Here is a 22,656-nt window from a genome sequence, read left to right as displayed (position 1 = left end):
ACCGGCCACCCGGATCGAACGGCTGGTAACAATTCCCCCCAGGGAGATCACCGCCACCTCCGTCGTTCCCCCACCCACGTCGACAATCATCGTGCCGGTCGGTTCGTGCACCGGCAAACCGGCCCCGATGGCGGCCGCCATCGGCTCCTCGATGAGGTAACACTCCCGGGCGCCGGCCGCCAGCGCCGCCTCCCTGACCGCCCGCTCCTCCACCGCGGTGACACCGGACGGAACGCCGATCACCACCCGCGGCCGGACCAGAAAAGTTCTTCCGCGCAGGGCTTTGTTGATGAAGTACTTGATCATGCTCTCGGTGGTGTCAAAATCGGCGATCACGCCGTCCTTCATCGGGCGGATGGCCACGATGTTCCCCGGGGTGCGCCCGATCATCTGCTTGGCCTCTTCGCCCACGGCCAGAATCCGCCCGCTGTCTTTTTCGATGGCCACCACGGACGGCTCGCGCATTACAATGCCCTTTCCTTTTACATACACCAGGGTGTTCGCGGTACCCAGGTCGATACCCATATCCCTGGAAAGAAATGCAATCGCCATGACCTACCCCTTTCACCCGTTCTCGCTAGAAAAGCCCTTCCAATTTCAGACTGGTGAACTTATTATCTCCGATGACGATGTGATCTAGGACCCGAATCCCGACTATTTCCCCGGCCTCGAAAAGCCGCTGCGTCAGTTCGACGTCCTGCGGGCTCGGGGTCGGATCGCCGCTCGGATGATTGTGAATCAGGATCACTGCGGCGGCGCTGCGCCGAATCGCGTTTTTAAACAACTCCCGCGGGTGGACGCTGGAAGAGTTCAGGGTGCCGATCGAGATCTTCTCCACTGCCAAAACCCGGTTCTTGGTATTCAGGACCAGCGCCCAGAAGTGCTCCCGGTCAAAGTACCGCATCTCTTCCATCACCAGCCCGGCCGCCTCTTCGGGGGTGCGCACGGTCGGCTGCCACTCCCCGGGGCGACAGGCGGCCCGCCGGCCCAGTTCAAAGGCCGCCCGGACCTCGGCCGATTTCGCCGGGCCGACGCCCTTGACGGCCTGCAACTCCTCGATCCCGGCCTCCGTCAGCCCCCGCAGGCCGCCGAAGCGGCTTAATATCTGGTTGGCCAGGTCGATCGCCGTGGCGGTGACCGTTCCGCTCCGGAGCAGGATTGCCAGGAGCTCGGCGTCCGAAAGGGACTGCACACCGTGCGCCGCCAGCCGTTCACGCGGACGAAGCTCCGCGGCCATCTTCTTTATCGTTAGGTGGTATTCGACAGCCAAGAGGCTCTACCTCCGTCCGGAGGGACTCCAATTCACACCAACCAGGCTCAAAAGGTCCAACCCCTGCCGGTGGAAAAGCCCCCTCAAAAGCGGCAGGGGCAGACCGACCACGTTGAACCAGCAGCCCTCGATGCCCCGCACGAAAAGACCGCCCAGTCCCTGGATCGCGTAGGCTCCGGCCTTGTCCAGCGGTTCCCCGGTGGCCGCGTACCATTCGATTTCTTGCCGGGTCATCGCCCGGAAGTGGACGCGCGTCCGTTCGTGACCGGTGACTGCGTGCCCGTCCGGCATCCGGATCAAGCTCACCCCGGTGAGCACTTCGTGGGTGTCGCCCTGCAAGACGGTCAACATCGCGGCGGCTTCCTCCGGTCCGTCCGGCTTTCCGAAGAACCGCCCCCGCTGGAACACTACGGTGTCGGCCCCAAGGACCAAACCGTCGCCAACCCGGCAGGCCACCGCCCGGGCCTTGTGTTCGGCCAGGCTTTCCGCCACGTTCGCCGGATCCGGCCCGGTAAAGACCTCATCAACCCCGGCGGGAAGCACCTCGAACTCCAAGCCGAGGCTTTGCAGCAGTGCCCGCCGCCGGGGGGAGGCCGAAGCCAGGACAATCCGGAACATAAGCCTCAAGTATTCCGGTAGACCAGATACCCCAATAGAAAACCGAGGAGGGTAAGTGGCCCGATCGACAGGGAAAACCCGAAGGTGACCGTCATAAACCGCAGATCCAAAACCCCGGGGGCTAATCCGGCGGTCAGCATATTGTCCAAAAAGGGGAACGTCGGGCTCAGAATCCGGCCCACCACGCTACCCGCCAAACCACCAAGGATCATCAACACGACCAGGATCCACGGGTTCCTGCCTCTCGCCATGAAATTCCCCCCATAAACCTCAGTGTAGCATTCCCGGCAAATCGTGACAAGCTTTACCGCCGAGCAGACCCCCTACAGTTCGTCCCGCAACCTGACGACCATTGTCAGTTCCACCGCCGCGCCGAGCGGCAGCTCGGCCACCCCCAGCGCGGCCCGGGCGTGACGCCCGGCCTCTCCAAAGACCGCCAGCACCAACTCCGAAGCGCCGTTCACCACTCCGGGCTGCCCCTCGAAACCAGGGGCGCTGCGCACGTAGCCGGTGAGCCAAATCACCTGCTCCACCAGGTCCAGGCTGCCGGCCACGCTCCGGATGACCCCCAGGCAGTTAAGCGCACAAAGCCGGGCCGCCTCGTACCCATCCGCCGGGGACAAATCGGCACCGATGCGTCCCCGGAAAACGACTTCCCCCCCGGTTACGGGAAGTTGCCCCGAAGTGAAAACCAGTTGCCCCGCTCGCACTCCCGGCACATAGGCGGCCACGGGCGGCGGGGGCTCGGGGATGGTCAGTCCCAGGGTCCGGCATCTTTCTTCCGCTGACATCCGCTTAAAACCTCCTTGGGCGGCAGATGGGATTTGGCGCCCTGCCGACTTGGACATCTTTCTTCCGCATGACAATCGCTTGTCCGCCTTGGGCGGCAGATGGGATTTGGCGCCCTGTCCTCCTTGGGTGTTTGCCGCGTCCCCTCTAAGTATACCTCGCCTGCGCCGGAAAAGCCGCTTGCTGGCGGGCAAGCGGCGAAAAGAACTCCGGCGGACTGGCTCGTCTTCCGGTAGCGGGCGCGTCCGTTGGGCGCCCCTCTAGAACCCGCCCCGCACCACCATCACCACGAAGAAGAGGTAGAGCGAGCCACCGAGGGCGGCGAGGAACCAACCATCCAGGTGCCCGGCCCGGCGGGCGTAGAGAAAAACCAGCCAGGACGCCGTCAGGGCGAGCACCGCACTGGTGAGGGCCGCCGTGGTCAACCGCCAGTCGGTGAAGTAGATGCCGATGGCAGGTACCAGCGTACTCTGAAAAACCATGGCCCCGGTAATGTTTCCCATGGCCAGGGTGTCCTTCTTCTCTTTCATCCAGATCAGGCTGTTGAAAAGTTCCGGCATCTCGGTGGCGATGGGAGCTACCAGCAGCGCAAACAAGAGCGGGGCCATGCCGAAATGGTGCGCCAGGAAACCGATCCCCTGCACAAAGACCTTGGCCCCCCCGAGAATCAGCAGAAAGGCGAAGCAAACTTGACCCAGGATCAACACCAGGTGCGGGTCGGCGGCGCGTGGGGCCACCAAGAGCGGACCGGTGTCGTCCCCCGTTCCGCAGCGCTCGCCCTGGGTAACGGCCCGCACCAGAAAAACCACGTAGGTCAAAATCAGGATCACCACCACGACCGGCCTGACGGCCGGGGGCAGGAAGGCGGCGGTGATGGCCAGCGCGTAGGCGGCCAGAAAAAACCCCAGGTCTCGGCGCAAAAGGTCGGGGTGGGGACGCACGCGCGCCGAGCCGCGGCGGCGCCTCAAAACCACGGCACTCGTCCCGGCCAGGCAGAAACCCGCGGTGGCCAGCATGAAGGGCGCCCCCAGGATCGCCCCGATGCCGACCTCATCGGCGGCCTGGCTGTGACCCATCAGGATGGCCACCACTGGGATCATCGTCTCCGGCAGGGCGGTGCCGATCGCGGCCAGTACGCTGCCCACCGCCCCTCTGGCCAGTCCCAGCTTCAAGCCCAGCCACTCCACCCCGTTGGTGAAAAACCGCGCCCCCAACAGGATCACCACCAGAGCGGCCACCAGGTACAGGTAAACCAAACCCCCAACCCCTCCCGCAGGCCTCGGCAAGCATCGCTTAATCTGTATGAGCATGCCCGCGGGAAAATCACCGGGCGGAGGCGGACCCTGGCGCAGCCCGGCAATGACGGCCACAGTAAACAAGCCGTTATGGTGGTCAGTGGTCAGTCGCCACCGGTATCCGGCTGGAAAGCCGTTTTTGGAAGAGGGGATCGCTAATTGGGTTTTTACGCGGCTAAAGCCGTTGGAATTGGCTCTTGGGACTGCTGGCGACGGGGGCCGGAAAACGGCCGCTACGTAACGGCCGACCGGAGGGCGCCGATGAGATAGACCGACCCGGTGACGACCACCACTCCTCCCGCTCCGGCAATGGCTCGGGCGCGACCGAGGGCCGCAAGGCAGTCCGGCTCGGTTTCCACGTGTGCGCAATGCCTGGCAGCCTCCACCGACACCCGCTCCCAATCCACGGCCCGCTCCGAAGGAGGCCTGGTGACCACCACGGCCAGGGCCGCGGGGGCCAGCGCGGCGGCGATACCCGCCCGGTCCTTGTCCCCCAACACCCCTAAGACCATGACGATATCCCGGCCCGGAAAGCGTGCGGCCAGTGTGTCCCGCAACGCACCGGCGGCGGCGGGGTTGTGGGCGGCATCCAGCACCACCGTCGGCCGACCGTCCAGCACCTCGAAGCGGCCGGGCCAGCGCACCGCCGCCAGCCCTTCGCGAATTGCCCCGGGACCCAGGGAAGGAACAAGTTCCCCGACCACTTCAGCAGCAGCCACCGCGCAGGCCGCGTTCACCTGCTGATGCCGCCCGGCGAGCGGCAGCGCCAATCCTCGGTAGACGGCCCGCCGGCCCGAGATGTCCAGCACCTGTTTTTCGCCAGTGTTCGCCGGTCGTGAACTCACGTCGGCGCCCACCCGGATCAGCGGTGCGCCCGACTCCCGGCAGGCGCTGGCGATCACCTCCAGCGCCTCGCCTTCAGCCGCGGTCACCAGCGGCACTCCGGGCTTGACGACCCCGGCCTTTTCCCGGGCGATTTCAGCGAGCGTTTCGCCGAGATAGTCTTGGTGGTCAAGGGCAACGTTGGTGATTACGGCCACGGCGGGAACAACCACGTTCGTGGCGTCCAGCCGCCCCCCGAGACCCACCTCCAGCACCGCCAGACCAACGCGCTCCTCCCTGAAGAGTTGCAGAGCCAGGACGGTATGCAGTTCAAACTCCGTGGGCCGGAGCCGGCGGGCCGCCGGCGCCAGCAGGTCCCAATGACGGGCAATCAGCCCGGCCAGGCGCTCTTTCGCCACCGGGCAGCCGTCAATCAAAAAGCGCTCCGTGTAGCTCGAAAGGTGGGGTGAAGTGAAAGTGCCCACCTTGAGGCCGGCGGCCCGGGCCATAGAGGTCAGCATCGCGGCCGTCGAGCCCTTGCCGTTGGTCCCCCCGATGTGGGCCGCCAAAAGATCGCCATGAGGATCACCCAGCATGGCCAGGAGTTCCCGCACCCGTTCCAGGCCGAAGTTCACCCCGGTCGCCGCCAGCCCGCGTAGAGCGTCCAGGGCCTCTTCAAAGTACACCTTTTCCCCGCCACCCCAAAGAGACGCCCGAGGCGCCTCTGTCTGTCCATCCGGCCACGCCGGCATTGCCTTTACGGATAATTCCCTTTTGCGCAGATGTGTCAATCCCGTTCAGGCCAAGTTGCGAGAAAGTCAAAGAAGGCAAAATAGGGGACTGTCCCCCTTTTTCAGGGGCGGAGCAAGGCCAGCCGGGCCGCCAGAGCCGCACGCTTTTCGGCCAACTCGGCCCGTTTGGTCCGTTCCTTTTCCACCACCTCAGGCGGCGCTTTTTCCAGAAAGGCCGGATTGCCCAGTTTCCCCTCCACCCGCGCGAAGTCCGTTTCAACCTGTTGCAGTTCCCGGGCCAGGCGCCCGGCCTCCCGGTCGATGTCGATCAGCCCGGCCAGCGGCACGAAGACCTCCATCCCCCGCACCACCGCGTGCGCCGCCGCCTCCGGCCTGGTGTCCAGCGTCTCCACGACCTCGACCCGCACGTTGGCCAGGTTTTCGATGTATTCCCGCCACCGCTTTAAAACGGCGTGCACGGACCCGTCGGGAACCACCAACACCGCTTGGGCCCGGGCGCTCGGGGGCACGTTCATTTCACTGCGCAAATGCCGCACCGCCCGCGTGGCTTCAACGATGCAACCCATGTCGCGTTCCGCATCCGGGTCGACAAGTCCAGGCTCCGCAACCGGCCAAGCGGCCCGCATAATCGTTTCGCCCTCGTGGGGCAAGTGCTGCCACAACTCCTCAGTAATGAACGGCATGAACGGGTGCAAGAGTTCCAGGGTGGACCGCAAGACCCGGACCAGTACATCCTGCGCCGCGGCCCGTTCCGCGTCCGTTCCCTGGTAGAGCCGCCGCTTGACCAGTTCGATATACCAGTCGCAAAACTCGTCCCAGACAAACTCGTACAGCGCCCGCGCCGCCTCGCCGGGGTCGTACGCCGCCAGTCCCTCGGTCACCCGGTCCCGGGTGCGCGCAAAGCGACTTTGCACCCAGCGGTCCGCCAGCTCTGGCGGGGCGTCGCGTCCGGGCTTGGCCCGAGGCCCGTTCCCGGCCTGCCGGGCGTCCAGGTTCATGAGCACGAACCGGGACGCGTTCCAGAGCTTGTTGGCGAAGTTGCGGGCGCCCTCCAGCTTCTCAAAGTGAAAACGCAGGTCGTTGCCCGCGGTATGACCGGTGATCAGCATGAACCGCAGGCTGTCCGCACCGTACTTTTCGATGACCTCGATCGGGTCCACCCCGTTGCCCAAGCTTTTGCTCATCTTCCGCCCCAGCGCGTCCAGCACCAAGCCGTGGATGAACACGTCGCGGAACGGTTTTTCGTCCATGAACTTGAGGCCGCTGAACATCATCCGGGCCACCCAGAAGAAGATGATGTCCCGCGCCGTGACCAGCACCGAGGTCGGGTAATAACGCGCCAGGTCCGCGGTGGGCTCCGGCCACCCCAACGTGGAAAAGGGCCACAGCGCCGACGAGAACCAGGTGTCCAGCACGTCGGGGTCCTGCTCCAGCGCCGCGTGGCCGCACCGGGAGCAGGCCGCCGGTTCGGTCCGGGCGGCGATCACCTCTTGACATTCCCGGCAGTACCAGACCGGGATGCGGTGCCCCCACCACAGTTGCCGGGAAATGCACCAGTCCCGCACGTTTTCAAGCCAGTTTATGTAGATCTTCGCAAAGCGCTCCGGGACGATGCGCACCCGCCCGTCCCGCACCGTGGCGACGGCCGGCGCCGCCAGCGGCTGCATGCGCACAAACCACTGCAGCGAAAGCATGGGCTCCACCATGGTCTGGCACCGGTAACAGTGCCCCACGGCGTGGTCCAGGTCTTCCACCCGAGCCAGCAAGTCCTGGCGCTCCAGTTCTTTCAGCACCCGCCGGCGACACTCCATGCGGTCGAGCCCCGCGTAGGGCTCGGCCTGCGCGGACATACGCCCTGCGGCGTCGATGACCTGCACCTGGGGCAGGCCGTGCTGCTTACCGATTTCAAAGTCGTTGGGGTCGTGGGCCGGGGTGATTTTCAGCGCCCCGGTGCCGAAGGCCGGGTCCACGTAGCGGTCGGCGATCACGGGGATCTCACGCCCCACCAGCGGCAGCACCACCGTGCGTCCCACCAGGTGCCGGTAGCGCTCGTCGTCCGGGTGCACCGCCACCGCGGTGTCACCCAGCATGGTCTCCGGGCGGGTGGTGGCCACGGTCACGCGGCCGCTCCCGTCCGCCAAGGGGTAGCGGACATGATAGAGGTGAGAAGGCGTGTCCAGGTGTTCCACCTCGATGTCCGAGATGGTGGTGGCGCACCGGGGGCACCAGTTGACGATGTAATGGTCCCGGTAGATGAGGCCCTCTTCGTAGAGCTGTAGGAAGACCTCCCGCACGGCTGCCGAACAGCCTTCGTCCATGGTAAAGCGTTCCCGCGACCAGTCGCAGGACGCGCCAAGCCGGCGCAACTGCGTGGTGATGCGGTGGCCGTAATTCGCCTTCCAGTCCCACACGCGCTCTAAGAACTTCTCCCGCCCCAAGTCGTGCTTGGTCAGCCCCTCCTGGTCCAACTGGGCCTCCACCCGCACCTGGGTGGCGATCCCGGCGTGGTCGGTGCCGGGCAGCCACAGGGTGTCGAAACCCTGCATCCGGCGCCAGCGAGTCAAAACGTCCTGCAGCGTGTTGTTCAGGGCGTGACCCATGTGCAACTCCCCGGTTACGTTCGGGGGCGGCATAACAATGGAATAAGTTTCACGGCCCGCGCCCGGAACCGGGCGGAAGTAACCCTCTTCTTCCCAGTGCCGGTAGTGCCGTTGTTCAACCTGATGTGGATCGTATACCGAAGGAAGGCTCTTGTATCCCATATTCCGTTTCCTCTCCAGTTTCTCTCAGTAAATCTTATTTAGTTTCCCCCGGGGTGTCAACAACCGCGCCTTTTCCGGCAACCGCGCCTCTTCCACAACCAAGACGCGTAATATTTCCTTTCCACACCCCGTATGCATTAACATCAGCTTGGCCCGAAACGGAGGAGCACCCTTGCGCAAAATACTCCTGGCCGCCGCCGTGGTCACCATCCTGGCTGCCGGAGCGGCGGCGGCCTGGTTCCTCACCCACCCCCGGGAACCGGAGGTGCACCGGCTCTCAGTGCGGGAAACGGCGCGCGAGATCGCCTACCTGCCCCACTACGTGGCGGCGGCCCTGGGCTACTTTGAGGACAACGGCCTGCACTTAAACCTGACCACCGCCCCCCGCGGGGTGGTGGACCCCGCCCAGGAGAAATCCGACCTCTACCTCGTTCCCCTGGACCGGCTGATGGTCGACGGGCCGGTGGCCTTCGCCGCTCTGACCGGAAAAGACCCAAACTTCCTGCTCGGCCGGGAAGCCAAACCAGACTTCCAGTGGGAGAACCTCAAGCAATACACCGTGATCGGCGATCCGCCCAACGCCGTAGGGGAGGCGGCGCTGGAGGCAATCCTGCGGCGCCTGGAACTCGTTCCCCAGACCCACGTGACCGTCATCCAGCATCTGCCGGTACACTTGCGGGTGGGCACCTTTCTGGCCGGGACGGGGAGCTACATCATCCTGACCGACCCGATGGCCGCCATTCTGGAGAAGGCCGAAACCGGCTTCGTCCTGGCTTCACTTGCGGAGGCCGGCAAGGTTCCGTCCCGGGTCTCGGCGGCCACACCCGAATTTCTGCAGACCCACCCCGACATCGCCCTCGGTTACTGCATAGCCGTCTTTCAGGCCCAGGAGTGGATCGCGCAAAAAAGCCCCGCGGAAATCGCCGTAGTCGCCGCGCCTTTCTTTCCCTACCTCGACCTTGAAACGCTTAAACGGGTTATCGCCCGGAACAAGGCGCTCGATCTCTGGCCGGCAAACCCGCTGGTGGAGGAAGACGGCTACCAGAATTTCCAGGACTGGTTGATCCAGTCCGGGGAGTTGCCGCAGGCCGTGCCTTTTCACCAGGCCGTTGTTCCTTCGTTCGCCCGTGAAGCGGTGGAAGAAGGCACAGTCCCGCCGCCCCCGCAGTGAAAAAGCCCCCCTCGCTTTCCGTCGGGGGGGCTTCCGGTGGCGCGCAGTGTGAGCGGCGCGGTCAAGAAACGCTGACAATGATGGCCCGCGGGTCGAGGGTGGTATCCGAAACCTTCATCACTGTTTCCTCCGGGCTCCATCCCAGCACAATTCTAATACCGTCGTGGTGGTCGACCTGATGCAGGTCCACCCTGAGTACCCGTTTTCCAAAAGGTCCGGCATGCTCGAAAACAAACTCGAAGCTCTCGTTACGCAGGATTCGGAAGTGGGAACTGCCGACGATCTTGTCAACGAGAACGACTTCCCTAATGTTCTGGTCGAAAAGTGACCGCTTCTTAGTCTCCCAAACCGCACCGCCCTTGACCTCGTTGAACTCGTCAATAAGGTCGCCCAGTGCCATTCCAATCACTTCCTCACGCCAGAGTCTTGCGGTATTCTTCCAGATTGAAGAAAGAGAGCGTGTAGGTATGTTCGCCCTCTGCTTCAACCATTCCTGCTTGGTTTCATCCTTTTTTGTTAAAACGCGGCGCCCCATCCAGCCAGTTAAGGAACATTCTGCACTATGGTCTGGTAACTGAGCTCCGGCTGGGTCGAATCCGGCAGCCGGGTTTGGGTCGCCAAGCCATCGGAGCAAAGCGCTGTTTCCAGCACTTCATCCATATGCTCGACCAGTTTGAACTCCAGCTTCGATCTTACGTTGGCCGGAATGTCCTCCAGGTCCTTCTTGTTCTCCAGCGGCAGGATCACGGTCTTGATCCCCGCCCGGTGGGCGGCCAAGACCTTCTCCTTGAGCCCTCCGACCGGGAGTACCCGGCCGCGCAGGGTAATCTCACCCGTCATCGCCACATCGTGACGAACCAGCCGGCCGGTCAATGCGGAAGCCAAGGCCGTGGCGATGGTGATGCCGGCTGACGGACCGTCCTTGGGGGTAGCCCCTTCGGGAATATGGATGTGGATGTCCGTCTTTTCATGGAACTGCCCGTCAATCTGCAACTGCTCCGCCCGGCTGCGCACATAGCTGTATCCGGCCTGAGCCGACTCCCGCATCACGTCTCCCAGCTTTCCGGTCAGGGTCAGGCCGCCCTTGCCCCTGCAAACGGTAACTTCGATCGACAAGGTGTCACCGCCGACCTCGGTCCAGGCCAGACCGGTACCGACTCCGATTTCGTCGTTCTTTTCGGCCACCCCGTAGCGAAACCGGGGAATCCCCAAGAACTGCTCGGTGTTCCGCTTGGTCACCCGGATTTGCTTGGCCTTTTTCGCCACGATTTCCTTGGCCGTCTTGCGGCACAAGGTGGCGATTTGGCGCTCCAGGTTCCGGACTCCGGATTCGCGGGTATACTCGCGGATCAGTCTCCGGACGGCCCCTTCCGAAATGGTCAGGTTGCCGCGGTCCAGTCCGTGTTCCTTAAGCTGCTTCGGAATCAGGTGCCGGACCGCGATCTGCACCTTCTCTTCCTCCGTGTAACCGGAGATGTAGATGACCTCCATCCGGTCCATCAGCGGCCTCGGTATGTTGTACGCCAGGTTGGCCGTCGTAATGAACATCACGTTCGACAAATCAAACGGCACCTCAACATAGTGGTCGGAAAACGCGTTGTTCTGCTCGGGATCGAGCACCTCCAGAAGCGCCGCCGACGGGTCGCCCCGAAAGTCCACGCTCATCTTGTCGACCTCATCGAGCAGGAAGACCGGGTTCTTGGAACCGGCGGTCCGCATGCCCTGAATGATCCGGCCCGGCAGGGCGCCCACATAGGTGCGCCGGTGCCCGCGAATCTCAGCCTCGTCGCGCACCCCGCCCAGCGAGATCCGCACGAACTTGCGCTCCAGTGCCCGGGCGATGGATTTGCCCAGGGAGGTCTTGCCGACACCCGGCGGACCCACGAAGCACAGGATCGGCCCCTTCATCTTCTTAGCCAGTTTGCGGATGGCCAGGTACTCGATGATCCGGTCCTTCACTTTGTCGAGCCCGTAGTGGTCCTCGTCCAGGATGTGCTGGGCACTGTTGATGTCCAGCCGGTCCCGGGTGCCCTTGGTCCACGGCAGAGCCAGCAGCCAGTCCAGATAGTTGCGCACCACCGTGGCCTCGGCGGCCATCGGCGGCATCTTCTCCAGGCGTTCGACTTCCTTGAGCGCTTTCTCCTCGACTTCCTTGGGGAGCTTGGCCTCGGCAATCTTCTCGCGGTATTCCTCGCCTTCCGCCACCCGCTCGTCTTTTTCGCCCAGTTCGCGCTGAATGGCCTTCATCTGCTCGCGCAGGTAGTATTCCTTCTGCGTCTTCTCCATCTGCTTCCGGACCCGCACGTTGATCCGCCGTTCCAACTCCACGATCTCCAGTTCCTTGGCCAGCAAAGCGCAAAGATTCTCCAACCGGTCCGCAATCCTGACCGATTCGAGCACACTCTGTTTGTCCTCAATCCGCAGGGGCAGGTGAGACACCACGATATCGCTCAACCGGCCGGGATCCTCGATGTTGACCACAGAAACGACCGTTTCCGGCGGAATGCGTTTGGACAGTTTGACATACTGCTCAAACTGGTACACCAGGTGACGCATAAGCGCCTCCAGCTCCGCCGTCTTCTGGAACTGTTCCAGGTATTGGTCGACTTCCACCAAAAAATACGGATCGGCGGCGGCGAATTTTACGATCTTGGCCCGGCCGATGCCTTCGACCAGCACCCGGATGGTGCCGCCGGGCAGCTTGAGCAATTGCTTTACCTCGGCGACCGTACCCACCTCGTAAATATCGTCTACGCCCGGGTCATCGGTTTGCGCTTCTTTCTGCGTGGCCAAAAAAATATGCCGTTCCTGGATCATGGCCTCCTCTATGGCCTTGACCGATTTATCACGGCCGACGTCAAGATGAATCACCATATATGGGAAAACCAGGATCCCACGCAGCGGGAGCAGGGGTAATACCCTTCTGACCGAATCCAAAGGCGCACCTCCTTGTCCTGAACTACTGCTACTACATACCAGCGATATAACTAGTCATTTAGACTATTATATATTAACACACCCCGCGAGTGCCCCGCTAATAGCAATCCTTGTAAAGCCCCGGGGGCGGGACACATGACAGTATAGCAGATGGACAAGGACAACGTCCAACAGCAAAAAAGCCCCCGGAGGGGCGTGTCGAATGCCGGCCATGGGGACTCTCCGTCTGAAGGGATGCAAGTAGAGCGGCTGTTTAAGCGTGCCTGCGCGAACGGGGCGGATTTCGGCGCCGCCTGAAGCGGGCCGGTTCACTCCTTGCGGCGGACAGACCGGCCGGAGACGATGCTCCGGCACACGCTAGAGCCCGGCGGGAATTGACCCGATCCGGTCGGTGAACCCGCCGCCGGCCGCCGCCTCCAGGGGCTGTATCAGGGCCCCGGCCAATACTTCACTCAGGTGGGCCACCGGGACCACTTCAGTCTCTCCGTAGGTGCGATAGAGTTCCTGGAAGTTCTCCGCGGGGATGAACACCCGTTTCGCGCCGGCCTTGGCCGCCGCTTCAATCTTCGCCACCACCCCGCCCACCGGTTTCACCAGGCCCCGGATGGACACTTCCCCGGTCATGGCCACTTCGTTCGAGACGGGCACCCGGTACACGGCCGAGCAGATGGCCGTCGCCACCGCCACCCCGGCGGAAGGGCCGTCCACCGGCATCCCGCCCGGGAAATTGATATGGAGGCAATAGTCCTCCGGATTGAATTGGACCACCGGTTTCAGGGCGGTGAGCACGTTTTCCACCGCGCTCTTGGCCAGGCTCTTGCGGCGGATCACCCTCCCCCCGCCATTCAGTTCCTCTTCGTCCACCAGCCCGGTGATGATGAGCTTCCCGGTGCCCCTCTTGACCGGCGTCGCCGTGGCCTCGATCTCCAGCATCATCCCCGCGTTCGGGCCGTACACCGCCAGCCCGTTCACCCGGCCGACCGCCGGCTTTTCCGGGATGCTCCGCTCGGGGCGCGGCGCGTACTGACCGCTGTGAACCACCCATTCCACGTCCGCCACCGAAATGCGTTCCCGGGCTTCGGCCAGCACCAGTCCGGCCGCCAGCTGGACAATGTTGACCGCCTCCCGGCCGTTGGTGGCGTATTTGGTGATCACCTTCAACACCGGCGCCTCCAGAGGGAACCCGATCCGGGACCCGGCATTGGCCGCAATCCGCCCCACCTGTTCCGGCACCAGCGGACGGAAGAAAATCTCCAGGCAGCGCGAGCGCAGGGCCGGTGAAATGTTCTCCGGCATGCGGGTGGTGGCCCCCACCAGGCGGAAATCCGCGGGGAGGCCGTTCTGAAAGATGTCGTGAATGTGTTGCGGCACCTGGGTGTCGTCCGGATTGTAGTAGGAACTCTCCAGGATTACCTTGCGGTCCTCGAGCACCTTCAAAAGCTTGTTCATCTGGACCGGGTGCAACTCACCGATTTCGTCAATGAACAGAATCCCGCCGTGCGCCCTGGTTACGGCCCCCGGTTTAGGCTGGGGCACACCGGCCATGCCCAGCGGACCCGCACCCTGATAGATGGGGTCGTGGACCGACCCGATCAGCGGGTCGGCAATGCCGCGCTCGTCAAAGCGGGCGGTCGTGGCGTCGATTTCGATAAAACGGGCTTCCTCGCCGAACGGAGAATGGGCGTTCCTGCGGGCCTCCTCCAGCACCAGGCGGGCGGCCGCCGTCTTGCCGATTCCCGGCGGGCCGTACACAATAACATGTTGCGGATTGGGGCCGCACAGCGCCGCCCTCAATGCTTTCAGCCCTTCCTCCTGCCCTACGATTTCGCTGAAGCAGGCCGGGCGGGTCTTCTCAGCCAGCGGCTCGGTCAGGGAAATAGAGCGCAACTTCCGGAGTTTCTCAATTTCGCTGCGGGAGCCCCTCTCCACGGCGACCTTTGAGCCTTGTTGCGCTTTGAGGAGATTCCAGAAATAAAGGCCGATAACCACGCCGAAGAACACTTGCAGCAGCAAAATCACACTGGAAAATCCCGGTCCGAATTCGCCCACGATCTGCCTCCCCTGTTCCGGCTTTTGATAGCTCTAGTATGGTTTAAGGGAGACATTTATAGTCACTAAAAGCAGAATTTTTTTCCTTGACCGCCAAAACAAAAAGGCCGCCCCTCATCAGGGCGGCCGGTGTTTTGCGGCTCTACAGAGCGCTTTCCTTTTTCTCGGCCGGTGTTTTGTGACTGTTACAGAGCGCTTTCCTTTTTCTTCTTGCTTCGTTCCACGGTGATGATCAGCGGGTTCTCCCGGTTCACGACCGTCTCCTTCGCGATGGTGCATTTGGCGACGTCTCCCCGGGACGGAATGTCATACATTACATTCAGCATGATTTCCTCCAGAATCGCCCTTAATCCCCGGGCTCCGGTGTTGCGCCGGATGGCTTCCTCGGCGACGGCCTGGAGCGCCTCTTCCTGGAATTCCAGGGCGACCCCGTCGATGTCGAAGAGCTTTTCGTACTGCTTAACCAGGGCGTTGCGCGGCTCGACCAGGATCCGGACCAGGTCCTCCTGGCTGAGTGGGTCAAGCGTCACGATGACCGGCAGGCGCCCGACAAACTCGGGGATCAGGCCGTACTTCAAGAGGTCCTGGGGCAGGATGTTCCGTAAGATGTCACCCAGCTTGCGGTCCCGTTTGAGCGTCAGTTCGGCCCCGAACCCCATGGTCTTTTTCGCCACCCGGCTCTGGATGATCTTGTCGATCCCCTCGAAGGCCCCCCCGCAGATAAACAGGATGTTGGTGGTATCCAGCTGGATGAACTCCTGGTGCGGGTGCTTGCGCCCGCCCTGCGGCGGCACGCTGGCCACCGTGCCCTCCAGGATCTTCAGCAGGGCCTGTTGCACGCCCTCGCCGGAAACGTCCCTGGTTATGGAGGGGTTTTCCGACTTGCGGGCGATCTTGTCGACCTCGTCGATATAGACAATGCCCTTCTCCGCCTTCTCCACATCGTAGTCGGCGGCCTGAATGAGCTTCAAAAGGATGTTCTCCACATCCTCGCCCACGTACCCGGCCTCGGTCAGTGAAGTGGCGTCGGCGATGGCAAAGGGAACATTCAAAAACCGCGCCAGCGTCTGCGCCAGCAAGGTCTTGCCGGAACCGGTCGGCCCGAGCATAACGATGTTGCTCTTTTGCAGCTCCACGTCCTCAAGCTTGCCACCCAGATTTATCCGCTTGTAATGGTTGTACACGGCCACGGAAAGGATCTTCTTGGAATACTCCTGGCCGATCACGTATTGGTCCAGGTAGTCCTTGATCTCGCGCGGCTTCGGGATATCGCGCAGCTCCAACCCCAGGTCCTCGCTCAGTTCCTCCTCGATGATCTCGTTGCACAGCTCAATGCACTCGTCGCAAATGTATACCCCGGGGCCGGCCACCAGCTTTTTGACCTGATCCTGCAGCTTGCCGCAAAACGAACATTTCAACTGGCCCTTTTCGTTAAACATCGTCCCACACCTCTTCTACTTGGCCTTCTTGCGCACCGTGATCACTTCATCAATTATACCATATTCCCGAGCCTGTTCCGGAGACATGAAAAAGTCACGTTCGGTATCCCGTTCTATCTTTTCGACGGGCTGCCCGGTGTGTTTGGCCAGCAGTTCATTCAGCACCCGCTTGGTGCGCAGTATCTCCCGGGCGTGGATGTCGATCTCGGTAGCCTGACCCTGCACTCCACCCAGCGGCTGATGCATCATGATCCGGGCGAAAGGCAGTGCAAACCGCTTGCCGGGAGTGCCCGCCGCCAGCAGGAAAGCCCCGAAACTGGCCGCCTGGCCCAGACAGATGGTGGATACGTCGGGCCGGATGTACTGCATGGTGTCATAGACAGCCATCCCGGAAGTCACGAGGCCCCCTGGAGAGTTGACGTACAGATGGATGTCCTTGTCCGGGTCCTCGGCCTCCAGGAAAAGAAGCTGGGCGATGATCAGGTTCGCCACGTGGTCTTCTATGGGCCCCCCGATAAAGATGATCCGGTCCTTCAAAAGACGCGAATAGATGTCGTACGCCCTTTCCCCGCGGGCGGTCTGCTCGACCACGATCGGCACCAACGTACTCATCGGTCTACCTCCCACACAACATATGTTAATCGAAAGGCTGGTGATTTAACAAGGGGAAGTTTTCGCCTTATTTTTCGGCCCCTGTCGACTCCGGTCCCACAATTTCGGCACCGGCCAGCAAAAGGTCGACCGCTTTGTCGCGCCTGATCGCCGCCCGGATGGACTCCAGATCGTTACGCTCTTCCAGGATTTCCCTCAGCCGGTCCACCTCCAACCGGTAAAACCCAGCCATCTTGGCCAGTTCGGCATCCACCTCTTCCTCACTGGCTTCCAGACCCTCAACTTCGGCAATGCGGTCAATGACCAGCTCTTTCTTAAGGGATTCCTCGGCCTGCGGCCTCAAGTCGTCCAGCATCGACTCTTCAGCCTTGCCGACCAGTTTAAAGAAGTCCTCTTTAGTCATGGCTTGTTCGAACACCGGCCGCAGGGCTTCTTCCAGCAGGCTCTCCGCCCGGACGTCAACCATGCTCGCCGGAACATCCACTTCCGCGCCGGCCACCACCGTGGAAACCAAAGCGCTGCGCATATCGTACTCGGCTTTTTTCTGCGCGGCCTCCTCGAGTTTGTTTCTGGTGTCCGCCCGCAGGGCCTCCAAGGTGTCGTGCTCGCTCACGTCCTTGGCGAACTCGTCGTCCAAGTCCGCCAACTCCTTACGCTTGACCTCTTTGACCGTAACCGTGATCAGCGCTTTCTTTCCGGCCGTTTCCTTATTGGGAAAGTCCTCCGGGATGGAAAGGGGAACCTGACGGGTCTCCCCGGCCGCCATTCCCACCAGATGAGCGTCGAAATCCTTCGCTACGAAGCCTTTGCCCACCTCCACGGACCGGTCGGTGGCGGAGCCGCCCTCGAAAGGCTCCCCGTCGATGGCGCCCTCGTAGTCGATGGTGATGATGTCCCCCATCTCCACCGTGCCCGCTTCAACCGTCACCAGCCTGGCATAGCGGTTACGGAGCTTTTCAAGTTCTTCGTCGACCTCGTTGTCCGATACCGCGGCCACTCGTTTTTCCACCCTAAGATTCCTGTACTCCGCCAGCACCACTTCGGGCTTGACATCCACCTGAATCTTGAGAATGACCGGTTTGCCCTCCTCCAGTTGGACCACGTCAACCTCCGGTTGAGAAACCGGCTGGATACCGGTGTCCGAGACCGCCTCCAGGTAAGCCTTGGGGATCAACTGTTCCATGGCTTCTTCATACAGGGATTTCTTGCCGTAGAAACGCTCAAAGACCGGCCGCGGGGCCTTTCCGGGCCGAAAGCCGGGAATGTTCGCTTTGCGCACCAGCTTGCGGTAAGCCTGGTTTAAGACCTCATCAAGCCGCTCCGGCTCAACTTCCACCGCCAGTTCCACCCTGTTTTTTTCAATTTTCTCAGCCGATGCTTTCATCCTAATGGAATGCCTCCTCAAAAAATTCCGATGCCTGTTTTCCGGCTCGGATTCTTCCAATATTAAATATAACTCTTTCGGGTGTAAAGTTTACATAAAGCAAAACACCAGGGGGAACTCCCTAACCCTGGTAGGCAGAACATATTATAGCACGCCGGTTTCCCGAAAGGCAAGCAAGGAAATTGTTGACTCGTGGCGAAGGAGTGCTTTGGGGCATCATTCTATCCCCCAAGGGGTGTATTATGGCATTGGATTTTCGTGAAGGAGAACTGGTCATTTTCCTGGACCACCAAGAACGGAGCTTTGTGCAGCGGCTGCACCAGCAGGGAAAACTGCAGACCCACCGGGGATTTGTGCCTCACGCGGACGTCATCGGCAGCATGCCCGGGACAGCGTTCCTTACCACCAAGGGCAAGGAGTTGTTCGCCTTCCGGCCTACTCTGGTCGACTACACCATGACCATGCCGCGCAAGAGCGGAATCATCTATCCCAAGGATACGGCACACATCCTTCTCTGGGCCGACGTTCGCCCGGGCGGCAGAGTGGTTGCGGGCGGGGTGGGCAGCGGGGCACTGCTGCTGGCTCTGGCCGTCCAGGTGGGCGCTTCCGGCTTCGTATGGGGTTACGACGTCCGGCAGGATATGCTGGACTTCGCCGCCGCAAACCTGCGCCAGTTCATGGGTGACGGTGCGGCGAACACGGAATTGAAGCTGGGAGACGTATATGAGAACATCGCCGAACGGGACGTGGACAGTGTTATCCTGGACGTACCCGAGCCCTGGCAGGCTGTGGAGCAGTCCGCCCTGGCCCTGAAACCGGGTGGCATGGTCATCGCCTATGTGCCGACGATCAGGCAGGCCGAAAGCTTCACCGGCGCTCTGCGCAGCAGCAAACGATTCGGGCTGGTGCAGACGGTTGAGATACTGGTCCGCGACTGGCACATCCGGGACAAAAGCGTGCGGCCCAACCACCGGATGGTCGGCCACACCGGCTTTCTTACCATCGCCCGAAAAATCATCCGGCCCGACGGCGAAACCCTTATTGATGACCAGTCCACCGGCCCGGAAGGTGCGAATGGTGATTTTCCTAAAAACCCTTGATCCTGACGTGCCCGGTTTGGGCCAGCAGGCCGTCGATGGTTTTCTGCATCGCCGCCTCATAGCCTTTGGGTACGGCAATGTACAACGGAATCCAGGCTCCGTCCTTATCTTTGGCGGTTCCGAAAGCCTTTAACTTGTTCCTGGTACGCTCGGCATCAAACTTGTCCGCGGTTTTGGCTTCTCCGTTCGCATAGCGCCCCTCGGCGTTGAGGCCGATCAGGTCGGGCGCATAGCCCTGAACTGGAAAAGAGTCCACGCTGTGATAGCCGTCGCCCTGCATCCAAACCCGAAGCCGATCAATGAGATACGTCAAATCATGCCTGTCCATTCCCTGCATCCTTCCTTCCTGGCTGGTAGTAGTGCCTTCACCCTGAACGGTCCGTCAGTTGGCTATTCATGCCATCGCTCACTATATTCGCCGCATTGATGACAACTCCTTTTCTGCTACAATGAATCATACCCAGACTCAGCAGGCAACCACCATAAAATTAAGCCCTCCAAAATATATGGAGGGCCTTGGCGGCCGAATGGTTGAAGTCAAAACGCAGTTGCCGATTACATTGTGCCCTTGAAAGAGAAGAACAGGTAAGCCAAGAAACCGATCAGCACCACCGGGAGAATGTAGAAAAAGTTCTTCTTGATGAGATCCATTGTGATTACCTCCTTTCAAAGGATGACTGCCGATAACGATCCGCAACCGTCAGCCGGCCTGCTGCCGATCTCACCCCGCCAGTCTCTAGTGAATAAGTTTGTGCTCTAAGATTACAAGGTCGGGCGTGAAGAGAGCGTGAAATCAACGGACAAAAACAATCGCCCGGCTGACAAACCAGCCGGGCATCTGTTACCGGTATCTCGTTAAGGCGGCTTAAGCCTCCGCCGTTTTTGCTGATATCATGTTGGCATTCATTTCGGATTTTACGTGCCGGGCGTCGTAGCGGTCACCGATACTCAGAAAAAGCTGCCGGCTCCGGGCCAGGTGTTTTTTGGCCGCCGCCGCATCACCCCGGGCCCTGGCGATCAGTCCGTCCGCACGCGCCAGCCAAGGCGGAACCCAGTAGTCAGCCTCGTCGGCGGCCTCCTCGGCCCACCGGCGGCAGCGCTCGGCCCGTTCCACCTGGCCCTGGCGGGTGAGGGCCACAGCCCGGTGGCAATAGAACAGGGCCGCGCAGCCGGTCCAGTCCCGGGAACGAGCAAACCGCACTCCCAGCGTGGCCCACCGCGCTGCCTCACGGTCCATACCGGCCACCAACATCTGCTCCACGACGACCCGAATGGTGTAGGTGCTCATCGGCGGAGGCAGGTTGTAGAGACTTGACCGCAACCAGCCTTCCAGGTCCTTGAGAATGGACTTGCGATTCGCCGGCAACAGAAAAAGAGAGTTGAGATAGGACAACGGTTCCGGGTTGTATTCCCTAACCTCCGGCGGCGGCACGAGATTGGGCAGTTCCAGATACCGGTCCTGGTAATGGAGAACGATGATCAGGAGCGACCGGGCCATCGCTTCGGCCACTTTGACCTTGGGCCAAGGGGAAGGAACCAACTGACTGAGAGTTACCACTTCACGGAGAAAACGCTCAGCCGAACTGAGTTCTCCGGTCAGACAGGAGAGCACCCCGCGCTGGAGCAGGAACCAGAGCACATCCCGAGGATTTGAGAGCGACGGTAGGGCGCGGACCGCCCTTTCAAAAATCACGCGCGCCTCTCCCAGGCGGCCGCCCTGTCTAAGGCCGAGCCCCAAAATCAGCACCAAGTGAGCCTCTAGTTCAGGGTCTTTCAAATCCGCAATAACCGCCAACCCCTCCTGGGCCAGGGCAATGGCTTCGTTGTTCCGCCGGCACAGCCAGCTCGCTTCCGCAGCAAGGGCCAGCGAACGCCCCAGTTCGGCAAGAGGGCCAAAAATACGGTAGTAGGCCAAAGCCGGCCCAATATATTGCAGCGCCTCGTCCGCCTGCGACGTCAGTGGCGTTGAGAGCCAGAGCAGGGTCTGGCCAAGGACCAGGCGGGCTTTCGACTGCTCGGCGTCACTCCCGTACTTGCGGTAGATCTCAAAAGCCTTCACCAGGGCGGCCTTACCCCCGACGCTGTCACCCTGAGCGGCCACCGCCTGACCATAGTAAAGCAGCATGCGGGCGTTTAGGAGCGGTTCTTTCGAGAAACGGTCCAAGGACTCACTGCCCGGCTCCCGCCGAGTTATGTTCCTTCTGACGCGGCTTCTTTTCTTCCTGGCCGCACTCAGCCCCACCTCCTGGAATACCCGCTCGGTCGTTTCACTGGGGACAATGCCCAGTTCGACCTTCAACACCTGGCGGCAGTATTCATACTGCTCAACCACCCGAGCCGGCTGACCCATAGCGGCATAGAAGCGCATCAGTGCCTGGTGGGCAACTTCGTCCAGCGGGTCCACAGCGAGCCAACGGCGGGCATACGAGTAAGCGGCTTGATTCAAACCCGAGGCCGTCAATCGGTCCACCAGCGCTCGCAATACCGCGAGATGCAGGTCCGCCAAACGCCTGCGTTCGGCCAGGCACCAGTCCCCATCCAGGCCTTCCAAGAAGTCCCCGTGGTAGAGAGAAGCCGCCGTCATCAGGGAACCGGTCTCCGCCGACTCCCGTAATCCAAGGCGCGCCTTTTCCTCAAAAGCCCTGACGTCGACCCAGTAGCCTGGTCCGGTAACAACCCGCAGCATAGTCTGCTGTGTTTCCACAACACCGTCAGGCAGCCCCCCGCTCCTCAATGCTTGCCGCAAGCACTTTAAAGCCGTGCGCAGACTGCCGGAGGCGTGTGCCTCGTCAGCTTCGCCCCAAAGCATACCGCGCAACTCATCCCGACGAAGCCACTCACCCTGCCGCCAGAAAAGATACGCGGCCAAAAGCCGCACCTTGACCGTGGGCAGCACAACCTCACCGTGGGGGGCGAGCAGATGAAACCGTCCCAAGAGATAAACCTGGAGCACTCCCCAGTCAACTCACTAGCATAGTATTGCGCTCACTTTCACAAAGCATAGCACAAGTATCTTCCCTTGTACAGTATTGCTCCTGCGGGTCCGTGCTCTATTCCCGTACACTCTCTTCCAGTCCAGGCCCCGCTGTACTTCGCACTTCCAAAACGAAAAGGTCTCCGAATCGCTTCGGAGACCTCCAGCTTTCTTATTGGTGAGCCATGCTGGACTCGAACCAGCGACACCCTGATTAAAAGTCAGGTGCTCTACCATCTGAGCTAATGGCTCACACGGAACAAGTGTGATGCTCATCGCATCGTCCACTTCTTGAATTGGCTGGGGCGGCTGGATTCGAACCAACGAATGGCGGATCCAAAGTCCGCTGCCTTACCAGTTTGGCTACGCCCCAATATCATCTGGGGTGGGCGATGGGTTTCGAACCCACGGCCTCCAGATCCACAGTCTGGCGCTCTGACCGACTGAGCTACGCCCACCACAATCAGTTACTCTCTCAATCCGCAAGCTTTAGTATAGCAAATCGCCCTATGATCGTCAATTGCGGGGCAGGCGATTCTGGCGGTCTCCAGGCCGATGTCAACGGCCAGTGAAAATGTCACCTTAGAACACGCTAATTTGGCCTGAGAAAATGTCACCCCTTAAGATCGTTAAAGTGGCCTGAGAAAATGTCACCCCCTGAAACCGTGCTCCAAGTATACAC

Annotated in this window: 18 protein-coding genes and 3 tRNA genes; 2 read left to right on the top strand and 19 right to left on the bottom strand. The window is 61.4% G+C overall.

Annotation, left to right across the window (positions count from 1 at the left end; translation table 11 throughout):
- The 8 genes from mreB to AB1402_09765 all read right to left on the bottom strand — a co-directional run.
- Positions 1 to 552 (bottom strand): rod shape-determining protein MreB (mreB, locus tag AB1402_09800; protein MEW6541884.1); only part of this gene is annotated, 552 nt, incomplete at its 3' end.
- 25 nt (positions 553 to 577) lie between these two features.
- Positions 578 to 1,270, bottom strand: coding sequence for a DNA repair protein RadC (gene radC / locus AB1402_09795; protein MEW6541883.1), 693 nt, complete (start codon positions 1,268 to 1,270; stop codon positions 578 to 580).
- Between the two features lie 6 nt (positions 1,271 to 1,276).
- Positions 1,277 to 1,888: a Maf family protein gene (locus tag AB1402_09790; GenBank protein MEW6541882.1), complete on the bottom strand. Its 612-nt coding sequence runs from the start codon at positions 1,886 to 1,888 to the stop codon at positions 1,277 to 1,279.
- A 5-nt stretch (positions 1,889 to 1,893) separates the two neighbouring features.
- Complete coding sequence (locus AB1402_09785) at positions 1,894 to 2,139, bottom strand: DUF4321 domain-containing protein (protein MEW6541881.1); 246 nt, start codon at positions 2,137 to 2,139, stop codon at positions 1,894 to 1,896.
- A gap of 72 nt (positions 2,140 to 2,211) precedes the next feature.
- Positions 2,212 to 2,679, bottom strand: a complete 468-nt coding sequence (locus AB1402_09780; GenBank protein MEW6541880.1) for a RidA family protein — start codon at positions 2,677 to 2,679, stop codon at positions 2,212 to 2,214.
- Positions 2,680 to 2,937: 258 nt separating this feature from the next.
- Complete coding sequence (locus AB1402_09775) at positions 2,938 to 3,933, bottom strand: sodium:calcium antiporter (GenBank protein MEW6541879.1); 996 nt, start codon at positions 3,931 to 3,933, stop codon at positions 2,938 to 2,940.
- Between the two features lie 272 nt (positions 3,934 to 4,205).
- The gene (locus AB1402_09770; protein ID MEW6541878.1) at positions 4,206 to 5,480 is read right to left on the bottom strand and encodes a Mur ligase family protein; all 1,275 of its coding nucleotides are present in this window, start codon (positions 5,478 to 5,480) and stop codon (positions 4,206 to 4,208) included.
- Positions 5,481 to 5,647: 167 nt separating this feature from the next.
- Positions 5,648 to 8,308: a valine--tRNA ligase gene (locus AB1402_09765; GenBank protein ID MEW6541877.1), complete on the bottom strand. Its 2,661-nt coding sequence runs from the start codon at positions 8,306 to 8,308 to the stop codon at positions 5,648 to 5,650.
- Positions 8,309 to 8,480: 172 nt separating this feature from the next.
- On the opposite strand from AB1402_09765, the gene AB1402_09760 reads away from it, so the two are divergent.
- Positions 8,481 to 9,479: a hypothetical protein gene (locus AB1402_09760; protein ID MEW6541876.1), complete on the top strand. Its 999-nt coding sequence runs from the start codon at positions 8,481 to 8,483 to the stop codon at positions 9,477 to 9,479.
- A 61-nt stretch (positions 9,480 to 9,540) separates the two neighbouring features.
- Here AB1402_09760 and AB1402_09755 read toward each other — a convergent pair whose 3' ends face one another.
- From AB1402_09755 to tig, 6 genes are all read right to left on the bottom strand, one after another.
- Positions 9,541 to 9,879 (bottom strand): hypothetical protein, encoded by a 339-nt coding sequence (locus AB1402_09755; GenBank protein ID MEW6541875.1) that lies wholly within the window; start codon positions 9,877 to 9,879, stop codon positions 9,541 to 9,543.
- Between the two features lie 143 nt (positions 9,880 to 10,022).
- On the bottom strand, positions 10,023 to 12,416 hold the full coding sequence (gene lon / locus AB1402_09750) for an endopeptidase La (protein MEW6541874.1): 2,394 nt from the start codon (positions 12,414 to 12,416) through the stop codon (positions 10,023 to 10,025).
- Between the two features lie 357 nt (positions 12,417 to 12,773).
- On the bottom strand, positions 12,774 to 14,465 hold the full coding sequence (gene lonB, locus AB1402_09745; GenBank protein ID MEW6541873.1) for an ATP-dependent protease LonB: 1,692 nt from the start codon (positions 14,463 to 14,465) through the stop codon (positions 12,774 to 12,776).
- Positions 14,466 to 14,650: 185 nt separating this feature from the next.
- Positions 14,651 to 15,904: an ATP-dependent Clp protease ATP-binding subunit ClpX gene (gene clpX, locus AB1402_09740; protein ID MEW6541872.1), complete on the bottom strand. Its 1,254-nt coding sequence runs from the start codon at positions 15,902 to 15,904 to the stop codon at positions 14,651 to 14,653.
- Positions 15,905 to 15,919: 15 nt separating this feature from the next.
- Positions 15,920 to 16,516 (bottom strand): ATP-dependent Clp endopeptidase proteolytic subunit ClpP, encoded by a 597-nt coding sequence (clpP, locus tag AB1402_09735; protein ID MEW6541871.1) that lies wholly within the window; start codon positions 16,514 to 16,516, stop codon positions 15,920 to 15,922.
- 67 nt (positions 16,517 to 16,583) lie between these two features.
- Positions 16,584 to 17,900, bottom strand: coding sequence for a trigger factor (gene tig, locus AB1402_09730; GenBank protein MEW6541870.1), 1,317 nt, complete (start codon positions 17,898 to 17,900; stop codon positions 16,584 to 16,586).
- Positions 17,901 to 18,148: 248 nt separating this feature from the next.
- On the opposite strand from tig, the gene AB1402_09725 reads away from it, so the two are divergent.
- A complete protein-coding gene (locus AB1402_09725) occupies positions 18,149 to 19,000 on the top strand; it encodes a tRNA (adenine-N1)-methyltransferase (protein ID MEW6541869.1) in 852 nt (283 codons plus the stop codon).
- Here AB1402_09725 and AB1402_09720 read toward each other — a convergent pair.
- The 5 genes from AB1402_09720 to AB1402_09700 form a co-directional block, all read right to left on the bottom strand.
- The gene (locus tag AB1402_09720; protein ID MEW6541868.1) at positions 18,987 to 19,328 is read right to left on the bottom strand and encodes a hypothetical protein; all 342 of its coding nucleotides are present in this window, start codon (positions 19,326 to 19,328) and stop codon (positions 18,987 to 18,989) included. The two genes, AB1402_09725 and AB1402_09720, sit on opposite strands and share 14 nt — an antisense overlap.
- A 537-nt stretch (positions 19,329 to 19,865) precedes the next feature.
- Positions 19,866 to 21,953: a BTAD domain-containing putative transcriptional regulator gene (locus AB1402_09715; protein ID MEW6541867.1), complete on the bottom strand. Its 2,088-nt coding sequence runs from the start codon at positions 21,951 to 21,953 to the stop codon at positions 19,866 to 19,868.
- Positions 21,954 to 22,150: 197 nt separating this feature from the next.
- Positions 22,151 to 22,226 (bottom strand) — tRNA-Lys (locus AB1402_09710).
- Between the two features lie 45 nt (positions 22,227 to 22,271).
- Positions 22,272 to 22,347: transfer RNA gene (locus AB1402_09705), tRNA-Gln, on the bottom strand.
- A gap of 8 nt (positions 22,348 to 22,355) precedes the next feature.
- Positions 22,356 to 22,432: transfer RNA gene (locus AB1402_09700), tRNA-His, on the bottom strand.
- Positions 22,433 to 22,656: the final 224 nt, after the last annotated feature.

This window comes from Bacillota bacterium, assembly GCA_040757205.1.
Taxonomy (GTDB): Bacteria; Bacillota; Desulfotomaculia; order Desulfotomaculales; family Desulforudaceae; genus Desulforudis.
Note: the sequence above shows the minus strand (reverse complement) of the source record. Positions and strands in the feature narration are given on the sequence as shown.

What these genes read in the sequence shown, in the direction of transcription:
- clpX (MEW6541872.1), bottom strand. Translation starts at nt 15,904, where the DNA reads ATGTTTAACGAAAAGGGCCAGTTGAAATGTTCGTTTTGCGGCAAGCTG.
- clpP (MEW6541871.1), bottom strand. Translation starts at nt 16,516, where the DNA reads ATGAGTACGTTGGTGCCGATCGTGGTCGAGCAGACCGCCCGCGGGGAA.
- AB1402_09755 (MEW6541875.1), bottom strand. Translation starts at nt 9,879, where the DNA reads ATGGCACTGGGCGACCTTATTGACGAGTTCAACGAGGTCAAGGGCGGT.
- AB1402_09785 (MEW6541881.1), bottom strand. Translation starts at nt 2,139, where the DNA reads ATGGCGAGAGGCAGGAACCCGTGGATCCTGGTCGTGTTGATGATCCTT.
- AB1402_09765 (MEW6541877.1), bottom strand. Translation starts at nt 8,308, where the DNA reads ATGGGATACAAGAGCCTTCCTTCGGTATACGATCCACATCAGGTTGAA.
- AB1402_09780 (MEW6541880.1), bottom strand. Translation starts at nt 2,679, where the DNA reads ATGTCAGCGGAAGAAAGATGCCGGACCCTGGGACTGACCATCCCCGAG.
- AB1402_09720 (MEW6541868.1), bottom strand. Translation starts at nt 19,328, where the DNA reads ATGGACAGGCATGATTTGACGTATCTCATTGATCGGCTTCGGGTTTGG.
- AB1402_09790 (MEW6541882.1), bottom strand. Translation starts at nt 1,888, where the DNA reads ATGTTCCGGATTGTCCTGGCTTCGGCCTCCCCCCGGCGGCGGGCACTG.
- tig (MEW6541870.1), bottom strand. Translation starts at nt 17,900, where the DNA reads ATGAAAGCATCGGCTGAGAAAATTGAAAAAAACAGGGTGGAACTGGCG.